The organism is Micromonospora andamanensis, from assembly GCF_016863495.1.
Lineage (GTDB): Bacteria > Actinomycetota > Actinomycetes > Mycobacteriales > Micromonosporaceae > Micromonospora > Micromonospora andamanensis.
Genome location: NZ_BOOZ01000018.1, coordinates 88,842 through 104,863 on the forward strand (window position 1 = coordinate 88,842; position 16,022 = coordinate 104,863).

Annotated in this window: 12 protein-coding genes; 3 read left to right on the forward strand and 9 right to left on the reverse strand. The window is 70.3% G+C overall.

Annotated elements, in window-relative coordinates; translation table 11 throughout:
* Positions 1–21 precede the first annotated feature (21 nt).
* From aspS to Van01_RS17250, 3 genes are all read right to left on the reverse strand, one after another.
* Positions 22–1,830: an aspartate--tRNA ligase gene (gene aspS / locus Van01_RS17240; protein ID WP_204008209.1), complete on the reverse strand. Its 1,809-nt coding sequence runs from the start codon at positions 1,828–1,830 to the stop codon at positions 22–24.
* Positions 1,831–1,955: 125 nt separating this feature from the next.
* Complete coding sequence (locus tag Van01_RS17245) at positions 1,956–2,627, reverse strand: hypothetical protein (RefSeq protein WP_204008211.1); 672 nt, start codon at positions 2,625–2,627, stop codon at positions 1,956–1,958.
* Between the two features lie 103 nt (positions 2,628–2,730).
* The gene (locus Van01_RS17250; protein ID WP_204008213.1) at positions 2,731–3,783 is read right to left on the reverse strand and encodes a S1 family peptidase; all 1,053 of its coding nucleotides are present in this window, start codon (positions 3,781–3,783) and stop codon (positions 2,731–2,733) included.
* Positions 3,784–4,029: 246 nt separating this feature from the next.
* Between Van01_RS17250 and Van01_RS17255 the strand changes: the two genes are divergently transcribed.
* On the forward strand, positions 4,030–4,860 hold the full coding sequence (locus Van01_RS17255) for an SGNH/GDSL hydrolase family protein (protein ID WP_204008215.1): 831 nt from the start codon (positions 4,030–4,032) through the stop codon (positions 4,858–4,860).
* 150 nt (positions 4,861–5,010) lie between these two features.
* Here Van01_RS17255 and hisS read toward each other — a convergent pair whose 3' ends face one another.
* Both hisS and Van01_RS17265 read right to left on the reverse strand, forming a co-directional pair.
* Positions 5,011–6,339: a histidine--tRNA ligase gene (gene hisS, locus Van01_RS17260; protein WP_204008217.1), complete on the reverse strand. Its 1,329-nt coding sequence runs from the start codon at positions 6,337–6,339 to the stop codon at positions 5,011–5,013.
* A gap of 89 nt (positions 6,340–6,428) precedes the next feature.
* Positions 6,429–7,148 (reverse strand): MBL fold metallo-hydrolase, encoded by a 720-nt coding sequence (locus Van01_RS17265; protein WP_099846523.1) that lies wholly within the window; start codon positions 7,146–7,148, stop codon positions 6,429–6,431.
* Positions 7,149–7,395: 247 nt separating this feature from the next.
* Between Van01_RS17265 and Van01_RS17270 the strand changes: the two genes are divergently transcribed.
* Both Van01_RS17270 and Van01_RS17275 read left to right on the forward strand, forming a co-directional pair.
* A complete protein-coding gene (locus Van01_RS17270; RefSeq protein WP_204008219.1) occupies positions 7,396–8,313 on the forward strand; it encodes a peptidylprolyl isomerase in 918 nt (305 codons plus the stop codon).
* A gap of 65 nt (positions 8,314–8,378) precedes the next feature.
* Positions 8,379–9,212: a peptidylprolyl isomerase gene (locus tag Van01_RS17275; RefSeq protein ID WP_204008221.1), complete on the forward strand. Its 834-nt coding sequence runs from the start codon at positions 8,379–8,381 to the stop codon at positions 9,210–9,212.
* Positions 9,213–9,390: 178 nt separating this feature from the next.
* Here the strand turns inward: Van01_RS17275 and Van01_RS17280 are convergent, their stop codons facing one another.
* The 4 genes from Van01_RS17280 to secD all read right to left on the reverse strand — a co-directional run bounded on the left by Van01_RS17280 (position 9,391) and on the right by secD (position 15,792).
* A complete protein-coding gene (locus Van01_RS17280) occupies positions 9,391–11,829 on the reverse strand; it encodes a RelA/SpoT family protein (protein ID WP_204008333.1) in 2,439 nt (812 codons plus the stop codon).
* Between the two features lie 196 nt (positions 11,830–12,025).
* On the reverse strand, positions 12,026–12,592 hold the full coding sequence (locus tag Van01_RS17285; RefSeq protein WP_204008223.1) for an adenine phosphoribosyltransferase: 567 nt from the start codon (positions 12,590–12,592) through the stop codon (positions 12,026–12,028).
* Positions 12,593–12,698: 106 nt separating this feature from the next.
* Positions 12,699–13,895 carry a protein translocase subunit SecF gene (gene secF, locus Van01_RS17290; RefSeq protein ID WP_204008225.1) on the reverse strand — a complete coding sequence of 399 codons (1,197 nt, stop codon included), beginning with the start codon at positions 13,893–13,895 and terminating at the stop codon, positions 12,699–12,701.
* Between the two features lies 1 nt (position 13,896).
* Positions 13,897–15,792, reverse strand: coding sequence for a protein translocase subunit SecD (secD, locus tag Van01_RS17295; RefSeq protein ID WP_204008227.1), 1,896 nt, complete (start codon positions 15,790–15,792; stop codon positions 13,897–13,899).
* Between the last annotated feature and the right edge of the window lie 230 nt (positions 15,793–16,022).

Below are 16,022 nucleotides of genomic sequence, written 5' to 3' on the forward strand. Positions count from 1 at the left end.
GGCGGGGCGCTGCGGGGTGGGTCAGGTGGGGTCGGCTACGGGGGCGGCGGGGCCGGCCGTGCCCTGGTGAGTCGGCGGCTGCTGGGGCTTGGGTTTGGCGTCGATGCCGGCTTCGGTGCGCTGCTGGGCGGTGATCGGGGTGGGGGCACCGGTCAACGGGTCGAAGCCGCCCCGGGTCTTCGGGAAGGCGATCACCTCGCGGATCGAGTCGGCGCCGGCGAGCAGCATGCAGACCCGGTCCCAGCCGAACGCGATGCCGCCGTGCGGCGGCGGGCCGTAGCTGAACGCCTCCAGCAGGAAGCCGAACTTGTCCTGCGCCTCCTCGGGGGTGATGCCGAGCAGGTCGAACACCCGCTGCTGCACGTCGCGGCGGTGGATACGGATCGAGCCGCCGCCGATCTCGTTGCCGTTGCAGACGATGTCGTACGCGTACGCGAGCGCCCGGTCCGGCGCCTCCTCGAACCTGTCCACCCACTCGGAGTTCGGCGAGGTGAACGGGTGGTGCACGGCGGTCCAGCCACCGTCGTCCGTCTTCTCGAACATCGGCGCGTCCACCACCCAGCAGAACGCCCAGGCACTCTCGTCGATCAGGCCGGCCCGCCGCGCGATCTCGATCCGGGCGGCGCCGAGCAGTTCCTGCGCCTCGCGGGTCTCGCCGCTGGCGGCGAAGAAGATCGCGTCGCCGGGCTTCGCGCCTACCGCGTCGGCCAACCCGGCCAGGTGCTCGGCAGACAGGTTCTTCGCCACCGGCCCGCGTGCCTCACCGGTTTCGGCGTCCAGCACCACGTACGCCAGCCCCCTGGCGCCACGGGCCTTGGCCCAGTCCTGCCAGCCGTCCAGTTCCTTACGGCTCTGGCTGGCCCCGCCCGGCATGACCACCGCGCCGACGTAGCCGCCCGCGTCGATGGCCCCGGCGAAGACCCGGAACTGGGTGCCGCGCAGGTAGTCGGTCAGCTCGGTCAGCTCGACGCCGTACCGCAGGTCGGGCTTGTCCGAGCCGTACCGCGCCATGGCGTCGTGCCAGGTGATGCGCGGGATGGATCGGGGAATCTCGTGGTCCGCCAGCTCCGACCAGAGCTTGGCGACGATCGCCTCACCGAGGTCGATCACGTCGTCCTCGGTGACGAAGGACATCTCGATGTCGAGCTGGGTGAACTCCGGCTGCCGGTCGGCCCGGAAGTCCTCGTCGCGGTAGCAGCGGGCGATCTGGTAGTAGCGCTCCATGCCGCCGACCATCAGCAGCTGCTTGAACAGCTGCGGCGACTGCGGCAGCGCGTACCAGCTGCCCGGTTGCAGGCGCACCGGGACCAGGAAGTCGCGGGCGCCCTCCGGCGTGGACCGGGTCAGCGTCGGCGTCTCGATCTCCAGGAACTCGCGCTCGTGCAACACGGTGCGGGCGAGTTGGTTGGCCCGCGACCGCAGTCGCATGGCCCGGGCCGGGCCACCGCGCCGCAGGTCGAGGTAGCGGTATTTGAGCCGGACGTCGTCGCCGGCCACCACCTGGTCGTCCACCGGCAGGGGCAGCGGCGCGGCCTCGGAGAGCACCTTCAGCTCGGCCGCCGTCACCTCGATCTCACCGGTGGGCAGCTCCGGGTTCTCGTTGCCCTCGGGTCGCCTGGTGACCTCGCCGACGACCTTGACGCAGTACTCGTTGCGCAGCGCGTGCGCGTCCTCCTCGCGGAAGACCACCTGCACCACGCCCGAGCCGTCGCGCAGGTCGACGAAGATGACACCGCCGTGGTCGCGCCGGCGGGCCACCCACCCGGCGAGCGTCACCGTGGTGCCGGCGTCCGTCGCGCGCAGGCTGCCGGCGTCATGGGTACGGATCACGACGTACGTCTCCCTCGTCTGCTCAACCTCTGTGCTCCCGCATTCTGCCCGCCCCCGTTCCTCGGGTGTGCGGAAGGGCCCCTTGTTAACGCCTGCGGTAGCGGAACGGCCCGGCCGAGCGTTCGTCAGCGGGTGCGGCTCACGGCGGTGACCCTCGGGTCCGCGGCGTAGCGGCGGGCGACGTCGTCGGCGTCGCCAGCGGTGGCACCGGGATCGAAGAGCACCTCCAGGCACGGGGTGTGCGAATCGTCGAAGCCGAAGCCGGCAATGAGGTGTTGGGGATCGAAGCGGTGGCTCTCGCGCATCATCTCGTCGACCGTCACGTCCGGCCGCACGCACACCGTCACCTCAGGCTGCGCACCACTCCAGGCCAGGGCAGGAGCGGACGCGCCGATGGTGAGCAGCAGAGCCGCCGCCACGCCGAGCACGGTGGCCCGGCCGAGCGCCGGCCGACTCGCCGGCGAGGCCCCGAGCGCGGTCCGACTCGCTGGCAGGGCCACCGCGCCGAGGGCGGCCAGGGCGTACGCCCACAGCGCCCGCTTGTCCGCCGTGTCGTACAGGGCCAACGCGACGATGCCGGCGCCGATGGTGTGGGTGACCGAGGCGACCACCCGGAACTCCGGCTCACCGACAACTGCCGCAGGTATCGCGGCAAGCGCGCCGAGCACCAGGAGCAGCCCGACAAACCAGTACGCGTTCCATTCCCGACGGGCGTCCACGATGAGCAGCACCCAGGCCGACACCTGCCCGCCCACGACAACCAGCGGGCGTAGCTGCGCCAGGAATCGTACGACCATCAGGTGACCGTACGTTATGGAATTGAATCGGGACAGCGCGGCGGGCCGCCGGAGGAAACCCGGCGGCCCGCTGACGGAGGAGGTTCTCCTGGTACGGGAAGGATCAGTACACGCTGACGCCGTAGCGGCTCAGCACCGGCCCGACCGGCTGGAAGAAGGTGGTGCCGCCGGTGGAGCAGTTGCCGCTACCGCCCGAGGTCAGGCCGAGCGCGGTGCCGCCGCTGAACAGCGAGCCGCCGCTGTCACCGGGCTGGGCGCAGATGTTGGTCCGGATCAGACCGCGAACCTGGCCCTCGGCGTAGTTGACAGTGGCGTTGAGCGCGGTCACCGAGCCGCTGCGCAGGCCGGTGGTGCTGCCGGAGCGCTGCGCCGACTGCCCGACGTACGCGTTGCCGGAGCCGGTGATGTCCCGGAAGCTGCCGTTGTAGAGGGAGACGTTGCCCGGCTGCACGGTGCTCTGGTTGCTGTACCGGACGATGCCGTAGTCGCTGCCCGGGAAGACGCTGCCGGTACGGGAGCCGAGCAGCGAGGTCTGGCCCGAGTTGCTGTACCAGTTCGCGGCGATGTTGGTGCAGTGCCCGGCGGTGATGAAGTAGTAGGTGCTACCGGCCCGGACGTTGAAGCCGAGCGAGCAGCGCCCGCCGCCCTGGGCGTAGATGGCCTGGCCACCGGAGATGCGGGTGCTCAGCACGCCGGCCTCGGCCTCGATGCGCACCGCGCCGTTGGTCCGCGCGGCGGCGGCCTTGACCCGCTCCAGCTTGGCGCCGGTGACAGTGCTGTCCACCGAGACGACGACCTGGTTGGTGGCCGGGTCGACCCACCAGGCGGTACCGGGGATCGCGGCGGAGCGGTCCAGCTCGGCGGTGGCGCGGTTCAGCTCCTTGGCACCGCGCTTGACCACCTTGGGGGTGGCGCCGGCAGCGGCCACCTGGCGGGCGGCGACGGCGTCGGTGACGGCTACGACCATCTTGCCGGTGGCGTCGGCGTAGGCACCGGCGGCGCGGTCACCGAGGCGGTCGGCGAGGGCGGCAGCGGCGTCGGGCGAGACGGATGCGGGTGCCGCCTGGGCGGGCGCGCCGGCCAACAGGCCGCCGACCAGGGTTCCGGCCGCGGCGACGGTGACGACGCGGCGCAGCATTGACCTCGTGGGTCGCATGTAACAGCCTCCCGGTTGGGGGTTTGGGGCCCTGTCATGCCGACAGGAGCGGGGGCAACTCGGCCACCTGGGGAAATGGCCAAGCGATGGAAAGTATTCACATATTTAAGATCGTAAGCAAGACCCCTGTTTGCCCGAATTCACCCATCGGCCACAGGTAACCTCTCCGCAACATTGTGGACACAGAAAGTCATCTATACGCTCCGGTAACCGCCGCTGTCCGGCACCCGTGAACCGGAGGCCACCATGACCCTCGTCCGACGTACGCTGGCCACCCTCGCCGGCGTCACCGCCCTCGTCCTGCTCGTCGCCAGCCCCGCGACTGCCGACCCCGGCCCACCGCCCACCTCGATGGCGAGCCTCGGCGACTCCATCACCCGCGGCTTCAACGCCTGCGGGTGGTACGTCGACTGCACCAGCCGCTCGTTCAGCACCGGCAGCGACTCCACAGTCAACAGCCACTACCTGCGCATCCGTCGGGTCGAGCCGGCGATCAACGGACGCAACCACAACGCCGCCCGCACCGGCGCGAAATCAGCAGACCTGTACGGCCAGGCCGGCACCGCGATCAGTCAGGGCGTCGACTACGTGACGATCCTGATCGGCGCGAACGACGCCTGCACCAGCTCGGAGTCGACGATGACCTCTCCGGCCACCTTCCGGGCGAACATCGACTCCGCGTTGAACCGGCTGAAGACCGGCCTGCCGAACGCCAGGGTCTTCGTGATCAGCATCCCGGACGTGCACCGGCTGTGGACGGTCGGCAAGGGCAGTGGCAGCGCCCGTACCGCCTGGTCACTCTTTGGCATCTGCCAGTCCATCCTGGCCAACCCGACCTCCACCGCCCAGGCCGACGTGGACCGGCGCAACCGGGTCCGGCAGCGGGTGATCGACTTCAACGGCCAGCTCGCGGCGGCCTGCGCCGCGTACGGCGCGAACTGCCGATACGACGGCAACGCCGTCTTCGGCTACCCCTTCACCCTCGCCCAGCTCTCCACCTGGGACTACTTCCACCCCAACACCACAGGCCAGCAGACCCTAGCCACCATCTCCTACCCCGCCGGCTACCCCTGGTAGCCCTCACCCCACCCCTCCCCTCACCCCTCACCCCTCGCGATCTTGCACTTCTTGTCGCGTCAAAGCAGGGTAAAACACCCGTAACGGCGACCAGAAGTGCAAGATCGCGGGGCAAGGGAGGCGGGGCGCGAGGACGGGGAAGGGCTGGGGTCAGGTCACGAGGGGTTTGAGGTCTTGGCGGGGTGGGGTCCACTCGCCGGGGGCGGCGGTGCGTTGCTCACCGGAGCGGATGTCCTTGACCTCGTCGGGGGCGCCGTCGGCGCCGGGAAACCAGACGTACGGGATGCCGCGCCGCTCGGCGTACCGGATCTGCTTGCCGAACTTGGCCGCGCTCGGCGACACCTCGGTGGGGATGCCCCGGGAGCGCAGCGCCCCGGCGATGGAGTCGCTGGCCGCCCGCAGGTCCTCGTTGGTCACCGCGACCAGCACGCAGGTCGGCACCTCCCGGGACACCGACAGGGCACCCGCGCCGAAGAGCAGCCCCAGCAACCGGGTCACACCGATAGAGATACCCACCCCGGGAAAGCGGGCGGTGCCGGCGCTGGCCAGGTTGTCGTACCGGCCGCCGGAGCAGATCGAGCCGAACCGCTCGTACCCGATAAGCTGCGTCTCGTAGACGGTGCCGGTGTAGTAGTCCAGACCCCGGGCGATGCGCAGGTCCGCCACGCAGAGACCCGGCGAGTGTGCGGCGGCGGTCTCCACCACCCGGACCAACTCCTCGACCCCCTCGTCGAGCAACGGATCACTGACCCCGAGCGCGCGCACCGCGTCCGCGAAGGAGGCGTCCGGCGCGGAGATCTCGGCTAGTGACAGCACCGCCTTGGCCTGTGCCTCGCTCGCCCCGGCGGTGGTCGCCAGCAGCTCCGTCACACCGGCCGGGCCGATCTTGTCGAGCTTGTCGACGGCGCGCAGCGCCGCCTCCGGGTCGGTAAGCCCGATACCCCGGTAGAAGCCCTCGCAGATCTTGCGGTTGTTCACCTGGATGCGGATCGGCGGGATCGGCAGCGAGCGCAACGCGTCGCCGACGACGAGTGGCATCTCCGCCTCGTGGTGCGTCGCGAGGGTGTCCCGGCCGACGATGTCGATGTCGGCCTGGAGGAACTCCCGGTAGCGACCCTCCTGGGGGCGCTCACCCCGCCACACCTTCTGGATCTGGTAGCGGCGGAACGGGAAGTCCAACTTGCCGGCGTTCTCCAGCACGTACCTGGCGAACGGCACGGTCAGGTCGAAGTGCAGGCCGAGCGCGTCGTCGCCGGCCGCGCCGTCGGGGTCGGCGTGCAGCCGCCGGATCACGTAGACCTCCTTGGAGGTCTCCCCCTTGCGCAGCAGCTGGTCCAACGGCTCGACCGCCCGGGTCTCCAGCGGCGCGAAGCCGTACACCTCAAAGGTCGACCGGATCCGGTCCAGGACGTACTGCTCGATCATCCGCTGGGCGGGCGTCCACTCCGGGAAGCCGGAGATGGGCGTGGGCTTGCTCATGACGTACTCCCTCGGCAGCCGCGCGCCGCGCGGCAGGGTCTGCTGGCGATGCCGCGCGGTCCGCGCGGTGAGGTTCCGGTGCGCGGCCGTTACAGGCCGCGGGTGGGTGCCGCCGGTCGCGCGCCGCCCAACTCCGCCACCTCGACGAGGTACGGGTTGGTGGCGCGCTCGCGACCGATCGTGGTCGCGGGGCCGTGGCCGGGCAGGACGACAGTGTCGTCGGCCAGCGGAAGGATCTTGTCCCGCAGGCTGGCGAGCATCGTCGGCATGCTGCCGCCCGGCAGGTCGGTGCGGCCGATCGACCCGGCGAAGAGCACGTCACCGGAGAGGCAGACCTGCTCCGCCTCCCAGGGCGAGCCCGCGCCGGGCAGCCGGAAAAGCACCGACCCGCCGGTATGGCCTGGCGCGTGGTCGACGGTGATCTCCAGCCCGGCGAGGGCGAGCGTCGTACCGTCGGCCAGCTCGGCCACATCCTCGGGCTCGGCGTACGGCAGCCGCCCGCCGAAGAGCTGCGTGAGGTCCATCGACAGGGCTTTCGTCGGATCCGCCAGCAGCTCCCGGTCGTCGGGGTGCACGTACGCGGTGATCCCGCGCGCCCCGCAGACCGGTGCCACGGAGAAGGTGTGGTCCAGGTGGCCGTGGGTGAGCAGCACCGCGGCCGGGTGCAGACGATGCTCGGCGAGCAGCGCGTCGAGCTGGTCGATCACCCCGATGCCGGGGTCGACCACCACGCACTGTTCCCCCGGCCCGGTGGCGACCACGTAGCAGTTGGTGCCGAAGGCGTCCGCGGGAAAGCCGGCCACGAGCACGTCCGTTCCCCTTTCCGTCGAGTCGTCCTCTCCGGCAGCCTACCGGCGTCGCCGTCCGGCCGGCCGGACCCGCCGGACCCACGAGCGGGGCCACTGACGGATCCCGATGAAGATGGGCACCGACCTCGTACACCACTTTCCCAGCCGGTACCCGTACACTCTGGCGGGCGTGTGGCGTGGCGCACCTGCCGCCCGACAGGTAGACGACCACCGGGTGACGACCAGGGTAGAGGAAAGGGGAGCACGGGTGGCTTCCAGCAGGGACCGGCAGCGCAAACTGGCGCGGGCCAAGCTCGACCGGCAACTGGCCCGCCGGGCCGCCGCCGCCAGGCGTCGCCGACGGATCCAGGCCGGCGTCGGTACCGCCCTGATCCTCGTACTTGTCGTCGCCGGCTCGGCGTGGGCCCTCGGTGCGTTCGACAGTGAGCCGACCGAGAACACCGCGGCCGACGAGGTCTGCCTCTGGACCCCGCAGAACACCGAGGGCAACGCCAACCTCAAGGACGTCGGCGAGCCCCCGACCACCGGGCTGCCGGTCACCGGCACCCGGCCGATGTCGATAGTCACCAACCAGGGCGCGCCGATCTCCGTGGAGCTGGATCTCGCGAGCGCCCCGTGCGCCGCGGCGAGCATCGCCCACCTGGCCAGCCAGTCGTTCTACGACAACACCAAGTGTCACGAGATCACCGCCGACGGCGCGGTGCGTTGCGGCGACCCCAGCGGCACCGGTCTGGGCGGCCCGACCTACTCGTTCTACAGCGAGAACGTGCCGAACGCGCCGGAGGCGTCGCCGGAGCCGAGCCCGTCCCCGGACGAGCCACCGACGTACCCCAAGGGCACTGTCGCGATGATCTCGAACCCGCCCGGGGCCAACGGCAGCCAGTTCCTGATCTTCTTCAAGGATTTCACCACCGCCGAGCCGGCGTTCCCGATCATCGGCCGGGTCACCGAGGGCCTCGACGTCGTCGAGAAGATCGGTGCCCTGCCGACGGTGGACAATGGCGCCGGGGAGAAGGTCAAGCCGGAGAACGACGACGTGGTCATTCAGAGCCTGACCGTCGGCGAGCCCGTGCTGGACCCGGCGGCACCCGCCGATCCGCCCCCCACGGGCAGCCCGAGTCCGGAAGCGTCCGGCGCGCCCGAGGCCAGCGCCAGCGCCGGCTGACCACCGGGCGACCGGGGGCCCACCCACCGCAGCGGCATCCATACACAGTCCAGGAGGATCGAGGCGTGACGTCCACCAGAGAGCGGCAGCGCGCGGCGGCCCGCGCCCGGCTCGAGAAGGAGATGGCCGAGCGGGCCGCTCGGGCCCGTAAGCGCCGCCAGACGCAGGCGGTCGTCGGAGCCGGAGTGGTCCTGCTGCTGGTGGTCGCCGGCACGGCCTGGCTGGCCAGCAACATGCTCGGCGACGACAGCGGCACCGACAACACGGCCCAGGAGGCGAACTCCGTGCAGTGCGACTGGGTCGAGCTGCCCGACGGCGAGCGCACCCCGCAGGTCAAGGACGTCGGGCTGCCGGACACCCAGCAGAGCAAGGTCGGTGTCCAGACCATGACGATCACCACGAACCTCGGGCCGATCACCGCCCGGATCGACAGGTCCACGGTGCCGTGCACGGCGGGCAGCTTCACCCACCTGGCCGAGCAGAACTTCTTCGACAACACCAAGTGCCACCGGTTGGTGACCGAGGGCATCAAGGTGCTCCAGTGCGGCGACCCGAGCGCCACCGGCGAGGGCTGGCGGGACACCGACGGCACCGGCGGCCCGAGCTACCGCATGGCGGAGGAGAACCTGCCGGCCGACAAGCGGCCGCCGTACCCGGCAGGCGTCATCGCGATGGCCAACTCCGGCCAGCCGTCCAGCAGCGGCAGCCAGTTCTTCATCGTGTACGGCGACTCGCCGCTGGACCCGAACTACACAGTCCTCGGCACCATCACCGGCGGCATGGACATCGTGAACGACGTCGCGGCGGCCGGTGACGACGGCGCGTTCGCCCAGCAGGCCGGCGGCGGTCACCCGAAGAAGGAGGTCGTCATCACCGACCTCACCATGACCGACGCCTGACCCGAACCAACCTCCGAAGCGCCCGCCGGCACTCCCGGCGGGCGCTTCGCTTTCCGCACCCGCGATCTTGCACTTTGTGTCGCCGCTATGAGGCTTTTGTCCCGGTATGTGGAGACGAAAAGTGCAAGATCGCGGGTGCCAGGGGGCGCGAGGCAGCGCGGGCGCGGGGGGGGTGGGGTTAGGCGCCGGAGGTTACGCGGTAGGCGTCAAAGACGCCGTCGACCTTGCGTACGGCGGCGAGCAGGTGGCCGAGGTGTTTGGGGTCGGCCATCTCGAAGCTGAACCGGCTCACCGCAACCCGGTCGCGGGTGGTGGTGACGGTGGCGGAGAGGATGTTGACCCGCTCTTCGGAGAGCACCCGGGTGACGTCCGCCAGCAGCTTGTGCCGGTCGAGCGCCTCCACCTGGATCGCCACCAGGAACGTCGAGGCGGAGGTGAGTTTCCAGTTCACCTCGACCACCCGCTCGCCCTGGGCGCGCAGGTCCTCGGCGTTGGCGCAGTCGTCGCGGTGCACGCTCACCCCGCCGGAACGGGTCACGAACCCGAACACCGAATCCGGCGGTACGGGGGTGCAGCACCGGGCCAGCTTGATCCAGACGTCGCTGACGCCGCGTACGACAACACCCGGATCGTGGCTGGAGGAGCGGCTGCGCGGCGGGCGGGTGGCCACGGCGGTCTCGGCGATGTCCTCGGCCGCGCCCTCCTCCCCGCCGTAGGAGGCCATCAGCTTCTGCACCACCGACTGGGCGGAGACCTGACTGTCGCCGACCGCCGCGTACAGCGACGCCACGTCGGGCAGGTGCAGGTCCCGGGCGATGGCCATCAGGTTGTCGGAGGTGAGCATCCGCTGCAACGGCATGCCCTGCTTGCGCATCGCCTTGACGATCGCGTCCTTGCCCTCCTCGATCGCCTCCTCGCGACGCTCCTTGTTGAAGTACTGCCGGATCTTCGTCCGCGCCCGGGGGCTCTTCACGAAGCCCAGCCAGTCCTGCGTCGGGCCGGCGGTGTCGGACTTCGAGGTGAAGATCTCGATCACGTCGCCGTTGGACAGCGTCGACTCCAACGGCACCAGCTTGCCGTTGACCCGCGCCCCGATGCACTTGTGCCCCACCTCGGTGTGCACCGCGTACGCGAAGTCCACAGGCGTCGACCCCGTCGGCAACGGGATCACGTCACCCTTCGGGGTGAAGACGTACACCTCCTGGCTGGACAGGTCGAAGCGCAGCGCGTCCAGGAACTCGCTCGGGTCGGCGGCCTCCCGCTGCCAGTCCAGCAACTGCCGCAGCCAGGTCATCTCGTCGATGTGCGCGGGCGGGCCGACGATCTGGGTGCCCTTGTGCTCCTTGTACTTCCAGTGCGCCGCGATACCGAACTCCGCCGTACGGTGCATCGCGTACGTGCGGATCTGCATCTCCACAGGCTTGCCGGTCGGCCCGATCACCGTGGTGTGCAGCGACTGGTACATGTTGAACTTGGGCATGGCGATGTAGTCCTTGAACCGCCCCGGCACCGGCTGCCAGTTCGCGTGGATCACACCGAGCGCCGCGTAGCAGTCCCGCACCGTGTCGACCAGGATCCGGACACCCACCAGGTCGTAGATGTCGTTGAAGTCGCGCCCCCGCACGATCATCTTCTGGTAGATGGAGTACAGATGCTTCGGTCGACCAGTCGTCTCCGCCTTGATCTTGGCGGCCTTCAGATCGGTCTGCACCTTCTGCGTCACCTGCCGCAGCAGCGCCTCCCGCTGCGGCTGGTGCTCCCCGATCAGCCTGTTGATCTCCTCGAACCGCTTCGGGAACAACGTCCCGAACGCCAGATCCTCCAGCTCCCACTTGATGGTGTTCATACCGAGCCGGTGGGCCAGCGGGGCGAGGATCTCCAGCGTCTCCTTCGCCTTCTGCTCCTGCTTCGGTCGCGGCAGGAAGGTGAGCGTCCGCATGTTGTGCAGCCGGTCGGCCAACTTGATCACCAGAACACGCGGGTCCTTCGCCATGGCGACGACCATCTTGCGGATCGTCTCGGCCTTCGCCGCGTCGCCGAGCTTGACCTTGTCGAGCTTGGTGACCCCGTCGACGAGCAGGGCGACCTCACCACCGAAGTCCGTGCGCATCTGGTCGAGGGAGTATTCCGTGTCCTCGATGGTGTCGTGCAGCAGCGCGGCGACCAGGGTGGTGGTGTCCATGCCCAGGTTCGCCAGGATGGTCGCCACCGCGAGCGGGTGGGTGATGTAGGGGTCTCCGGACTTGCGGTACTGGCCGGAGTGCCAGCGCGCCGCCGTGTCGAAGGCCCGCTGCAACAGCCGCGCGTCGGCCTTGGGGTGATTCTCCCGGTGTGACGCGATCAGCGGCTCCAGCACCTCGCTGACCTGCGACGACTGCCATGGGGCGTTGAACCGGGCCAGCCGGGCCCGGACCCGCCGCCCGGTGGGCGTGTGGGACAGGGCGAAACCACTGGCAGCCGAGGAGTCGCCGGCACCGTCACCGGCACCGACGGCCGGACGAGCCGGGTCACCTGTCGGCGGCGCCACGCCGGCCCCGCCGCCCGACGCCGGTGCGGCGCCGTTGCGGTCGGTCAGCGAGCCCTCCGCGTCACCTGTCGGGTGCACCGTGCCCTCCACCGGAGGGACGACCTCGTGGGACACCGGCCTCCTCACCGCTCGCCGGGACGACACCGACCGTGCGACGGCCGGTCTGGTCTAGCGCCGCACAGACGGGTGACCGCCCGGTCAGCAATGGGCAATGCTACCCCCACCCGGGGTGCCGTGCCGCTCCGCCGGACGGACCGTGCCGGCTCCGTCCCGGGTCGCCGTCGTCTCAAACGGTCAACAGGGCATGCACGGGACGCGGAGCCAGGCGGTCCCGCCCGCCGAGGAACGACAGCTCCAGCAGCACCGTGAATCCCGCGACCGTGCCGCCGGCTCGCTCCACCAGATCCAGCGTCGCCTCCGCCGTGCCGCCCGTGGCGAGCACGTCGTCGACCACCAGGACCCGATGGCCCGCGGTGAAGGCGTCCTGGTGCACCTCAAGCGTGGCTTCGCCGTACTCCAGTTCGTAGGAGGCGGCGTAGGCCGGCCGGGGCAGCTTGCCGGCCTTACGCACCGGCACCACTCCGACTCCCGTCGCGTACGCGATCGCGGCGGCGACCACGAACCCCCGGGCCTCGATACCGACGACTGTGTCGAAGGAGTCCCGCCCGTGGTGAGCGACGATCCCGTCGATCACTTGCCGGAAGGCGTCCCCGTCGGCGAACAACGGCATCAGGTCCTTGAACATGACGCCGGGCTTCGGGAAGTCGGGCACGTCGAGCACCCGGCTGGCCACCAGTCGGGCCGCCTCCGGCCCGCTGTCTCCGCGTACCCCGGCGCTGTGGGTCTCCGTCACGGCAGTTCCGCTTCCCTTCCACACGACGGCGGCGTCCCGCACGCTGCTCGCACAGCATGCAGGACGCCGCCGGTACCTGTTTCTACCGGGTCGGTCCCGGGCGTCCTCAGCGGCGCTTTCCGCCGCCGGGACGGTTGCCGCCACCGGGACGGCCACCCCGGGCGCCACCGGAACGCTTGCCGGTCGGTCGGGCACCCACCTTCGGTGCTGCGGCACCGGCGAGGGCACCGGTCTCCGCGGTGACCGGCTCCGGCTCCTGCTCCGGCTCGGCCGTCGCCGCCGGGCTGGCCTTGGCTGGGGTCTCGCCCCGGCTGACCGTGCCCCGCCGGGCCAGCACCCGCTTGTTGTGCGCCTTGATCCGCGGGTCGCGGTTCTTCAGCACCACCAGCAGCGGGGTGGCCAGCATGATCGAGGTGACGAAGGCCATCGCCATACCGACGAACAGCACCAGACCGAGGTCCTTCAGGGTGCCCGCGCCGAGCAGGCCGGCACCGATGAACAGGATGCCGCCGACCGGCAGCAGCGCGACCACCGAGGTGTTGATCGACCGCATGAGGCTCTGGTTGACCGCCAGGTTGGCCGCGTCGCCGTACGTCTGGTTGTTGTTCGCGGTGATCCCTCTGGTGTTCTCCTGAACCTTGTCGAAGACCACCACCACGTCATAGAGGGCGAAGCCCAGGATGGTGAGGAATCCGATGATCGTCGAGGGCGTCACCTCGAATCCGACGACCGAGTAGATGCCGGCGGTGAGGATCAGGTTCATCACCAGCGAGAAGATGGCCGCCGCGGCCATCTTCCACTCGAAGCGCAGGACCAGGTAGACGGTCACCAGCGCCAGGAAGATGACCAGACCGAGCAGTGCCCGGTTGGTGACCTGGCTGCCCCACGCCTCGCTGACCCGGTTGCTGGCGATCTCGGCCGGGTCGATGTTGAACACCTGCCCAAGCTGCATCCGGACCGCGTCGGCCTGCTCGGCGCCCAGCTCGGTGGTACGCAGTTCGTAGAACTCGTCGCCGCCTCCGCCGACCTGCTGGGTGGTGACCACCCGGGCGCCCTCGCCCGCGGTGGTCAGCACCTCGCCGGCGCGCTGCTCCACCTGCTCCAGGGTGCCGACACTCGTCGGGACCTGGAACGAGTTGCCGCCGGCGAACTCGATGCCGAGGCTGAAGCCCCGGAAGATGACGCTACCGAGCGCGATCATCACAAGCACAGCGGCGACGGTGAACCACACCTTGCGCCGGCCGACGATGTTGAGGCCGGCCTCACCTCGGTAAAGGCGGGCTGCCAGACCAGTCTCAGCCATCTCAGGCCTCCTTGACGCGCTGGTTGCGGGGCTGCTGGGCCGGCTCCGAGCGGGCCGGCAGTGCCCGGCCCAGGCCGCTGACCCGCGGGGACAGGAACGCCTGCGTTCGGGCGAACATCGTCATGATCGGATGCCGGAACAGGAAGACCACGAGCAGGTCCAGCACCGTGGCCAGGCCGAGGGCGAAGGCGAAGCCCTTCACCGTGCCGACCGAGACGATGTAGAGCACCGCCGCCGACATGATCGTGATCGCGTTGGCCGAGATGATCGTCCGGCGGGCCCGGACCCAGGCACGGGGTACCGCGCTACGCGGGCTGCGGCCCTCCCGGATCTCGTCCTTCAGTCGTTCGAAGTAGATGACGAAGGAGTCCGCCGCCACACCGAGCGAGACGACGATGCCGGCGATGCCGGCGAGGGTGAGCGTGAAGCCGATCTGCCGGCCGAGGAACACCAGGGCGCCGAAGAGCAGCAGCGCCGACAGGATCAGGCTCAGGAAGATGACCGAGCCGAGCAGGCGGTAGTAGAAGAACGAGTAGATGATGACCAGCAGCATGCCGATGCCGGCCGCGAGCAGACCGGCCCGCAGGTGGCTGGCGCCGAGGGTCGCGGTGACGTTCTGCTGCTCCTGCGCCTCGAAGGTGACCGGCAGGGCACCGTAGCTGAGGTAACCGGCCAGCTCGCTGGCCTCGGCGTTGCTGAAGTTGCCGGTGATCTGGGAGTTGCCGGTGAGCACGCCCTGGATCTGCGGCGAGGAGATGATCTTGTTGTCCAGCACCACGGCGACCCGGCACTTGCCCTCGTCGCCTAGCGCGGAGGCGTCGCACGCCTGGCCCTCGTTGTTGAACGCCTCGCGGGTCAGCGCCGTCCACTTGTCCTGGCCCGAGCTGGTGAAGTTCAGGCTGACCACCCACTGGCTGGTCTGGTCGCGCACCGCGTTGGCGTCGGAGACGTCGGTGCCGAGCACCTTCGCCACGTCCAGCAGGTTCTTGGCGTAGCCGCCCTCGCAGGCGACGACCTGCTGCTCCGGGTCGGACACGGACGCCGGGGGCCGGTCGTCGAGCTGGACGCAGCCGATCGTCGGCACGTTGAACTGCATCTGCGCCGGTAGCACCGCCACCTCGCGGCCGCTCAACTCAGCGAACGGCTTGAGCTTGTCGGCAAGCGACGGGTCGGCGCTCAGGTCGGCCGGCGCCTGCAACCCGCTCGCGGCGGCCCACGCCTCGGCGCCGACCTTCTGCTCGACGGCGCGGCGCTGCTCCTCGATGGTCTGCGTCACCTCTTCGTCAGGCGCGGCCGACGGGGTGGGCGACGGGGTCGCCGACGGCGTCGGGGTCGGTGCGCCACCGCCCTGGCCACCGTTCGGCGACGGCGACGAGGTGGCCTCGGCGTCGGGCGTGGGGCTCGCGGAACCGGACGGCGTCGCCTCGGGGCTCGCGGAGCCGGACGGAGTCGCCGAAGGGCTCTCGCTCGGCGCGGGCGACGGGATCGACCCGCTGCCGTCGACGATCTTCAGCACCTTGCGGAAGCGCAGCTCGGCGGGGTTGCCGACCTCGTTGAGCTCGCGGTTCTCACCGGGCAGGGAGACGACGATGTTGCGGTCACCCTCGGTGACCACCTCGGCCTCGGCCACACCGTACGCGTTGACCCGACTCTCGATGATCTGGCGGGCGCGCTCCAGGTTGCCGGCGGTCGGGGCCCGGCCGTCCAGGGTGTTCGTGGCCTCGAGCGTCAGCCGGGTACCGCCGACCAGGTCAAGACCGAGGCGGGGTTCGAGCCGATCTTTCCAGCTACCGCTGGCGCCGCCCGAGAAGAACACCAAAAGATAGAGGACGACGAAGATGGCCCCGAGCACGGCCAACTGCCGTCCTGGGCGCATCTGTCCCTGAGGTGGTGCCACGGCTGTCCTGTCTCCCTGTGGTCACGCCGCCGCGGACGCGGCGGCGGGTCGGCCGGAATCCCGGGCCGACGGTCTGCCTTCCGACGACGCCCGGGCTGGCGCCGCCGCCTCGGGTGGTCGACGCGGGGGCGTGGACCGGGTACGAGCCGGCGCGCCGGCACCCCGACGTCGGCCTTCTATCCAATTGTCTCAATGCGCGATTCGAGGAAGACACCCACCCGGGGACGCGT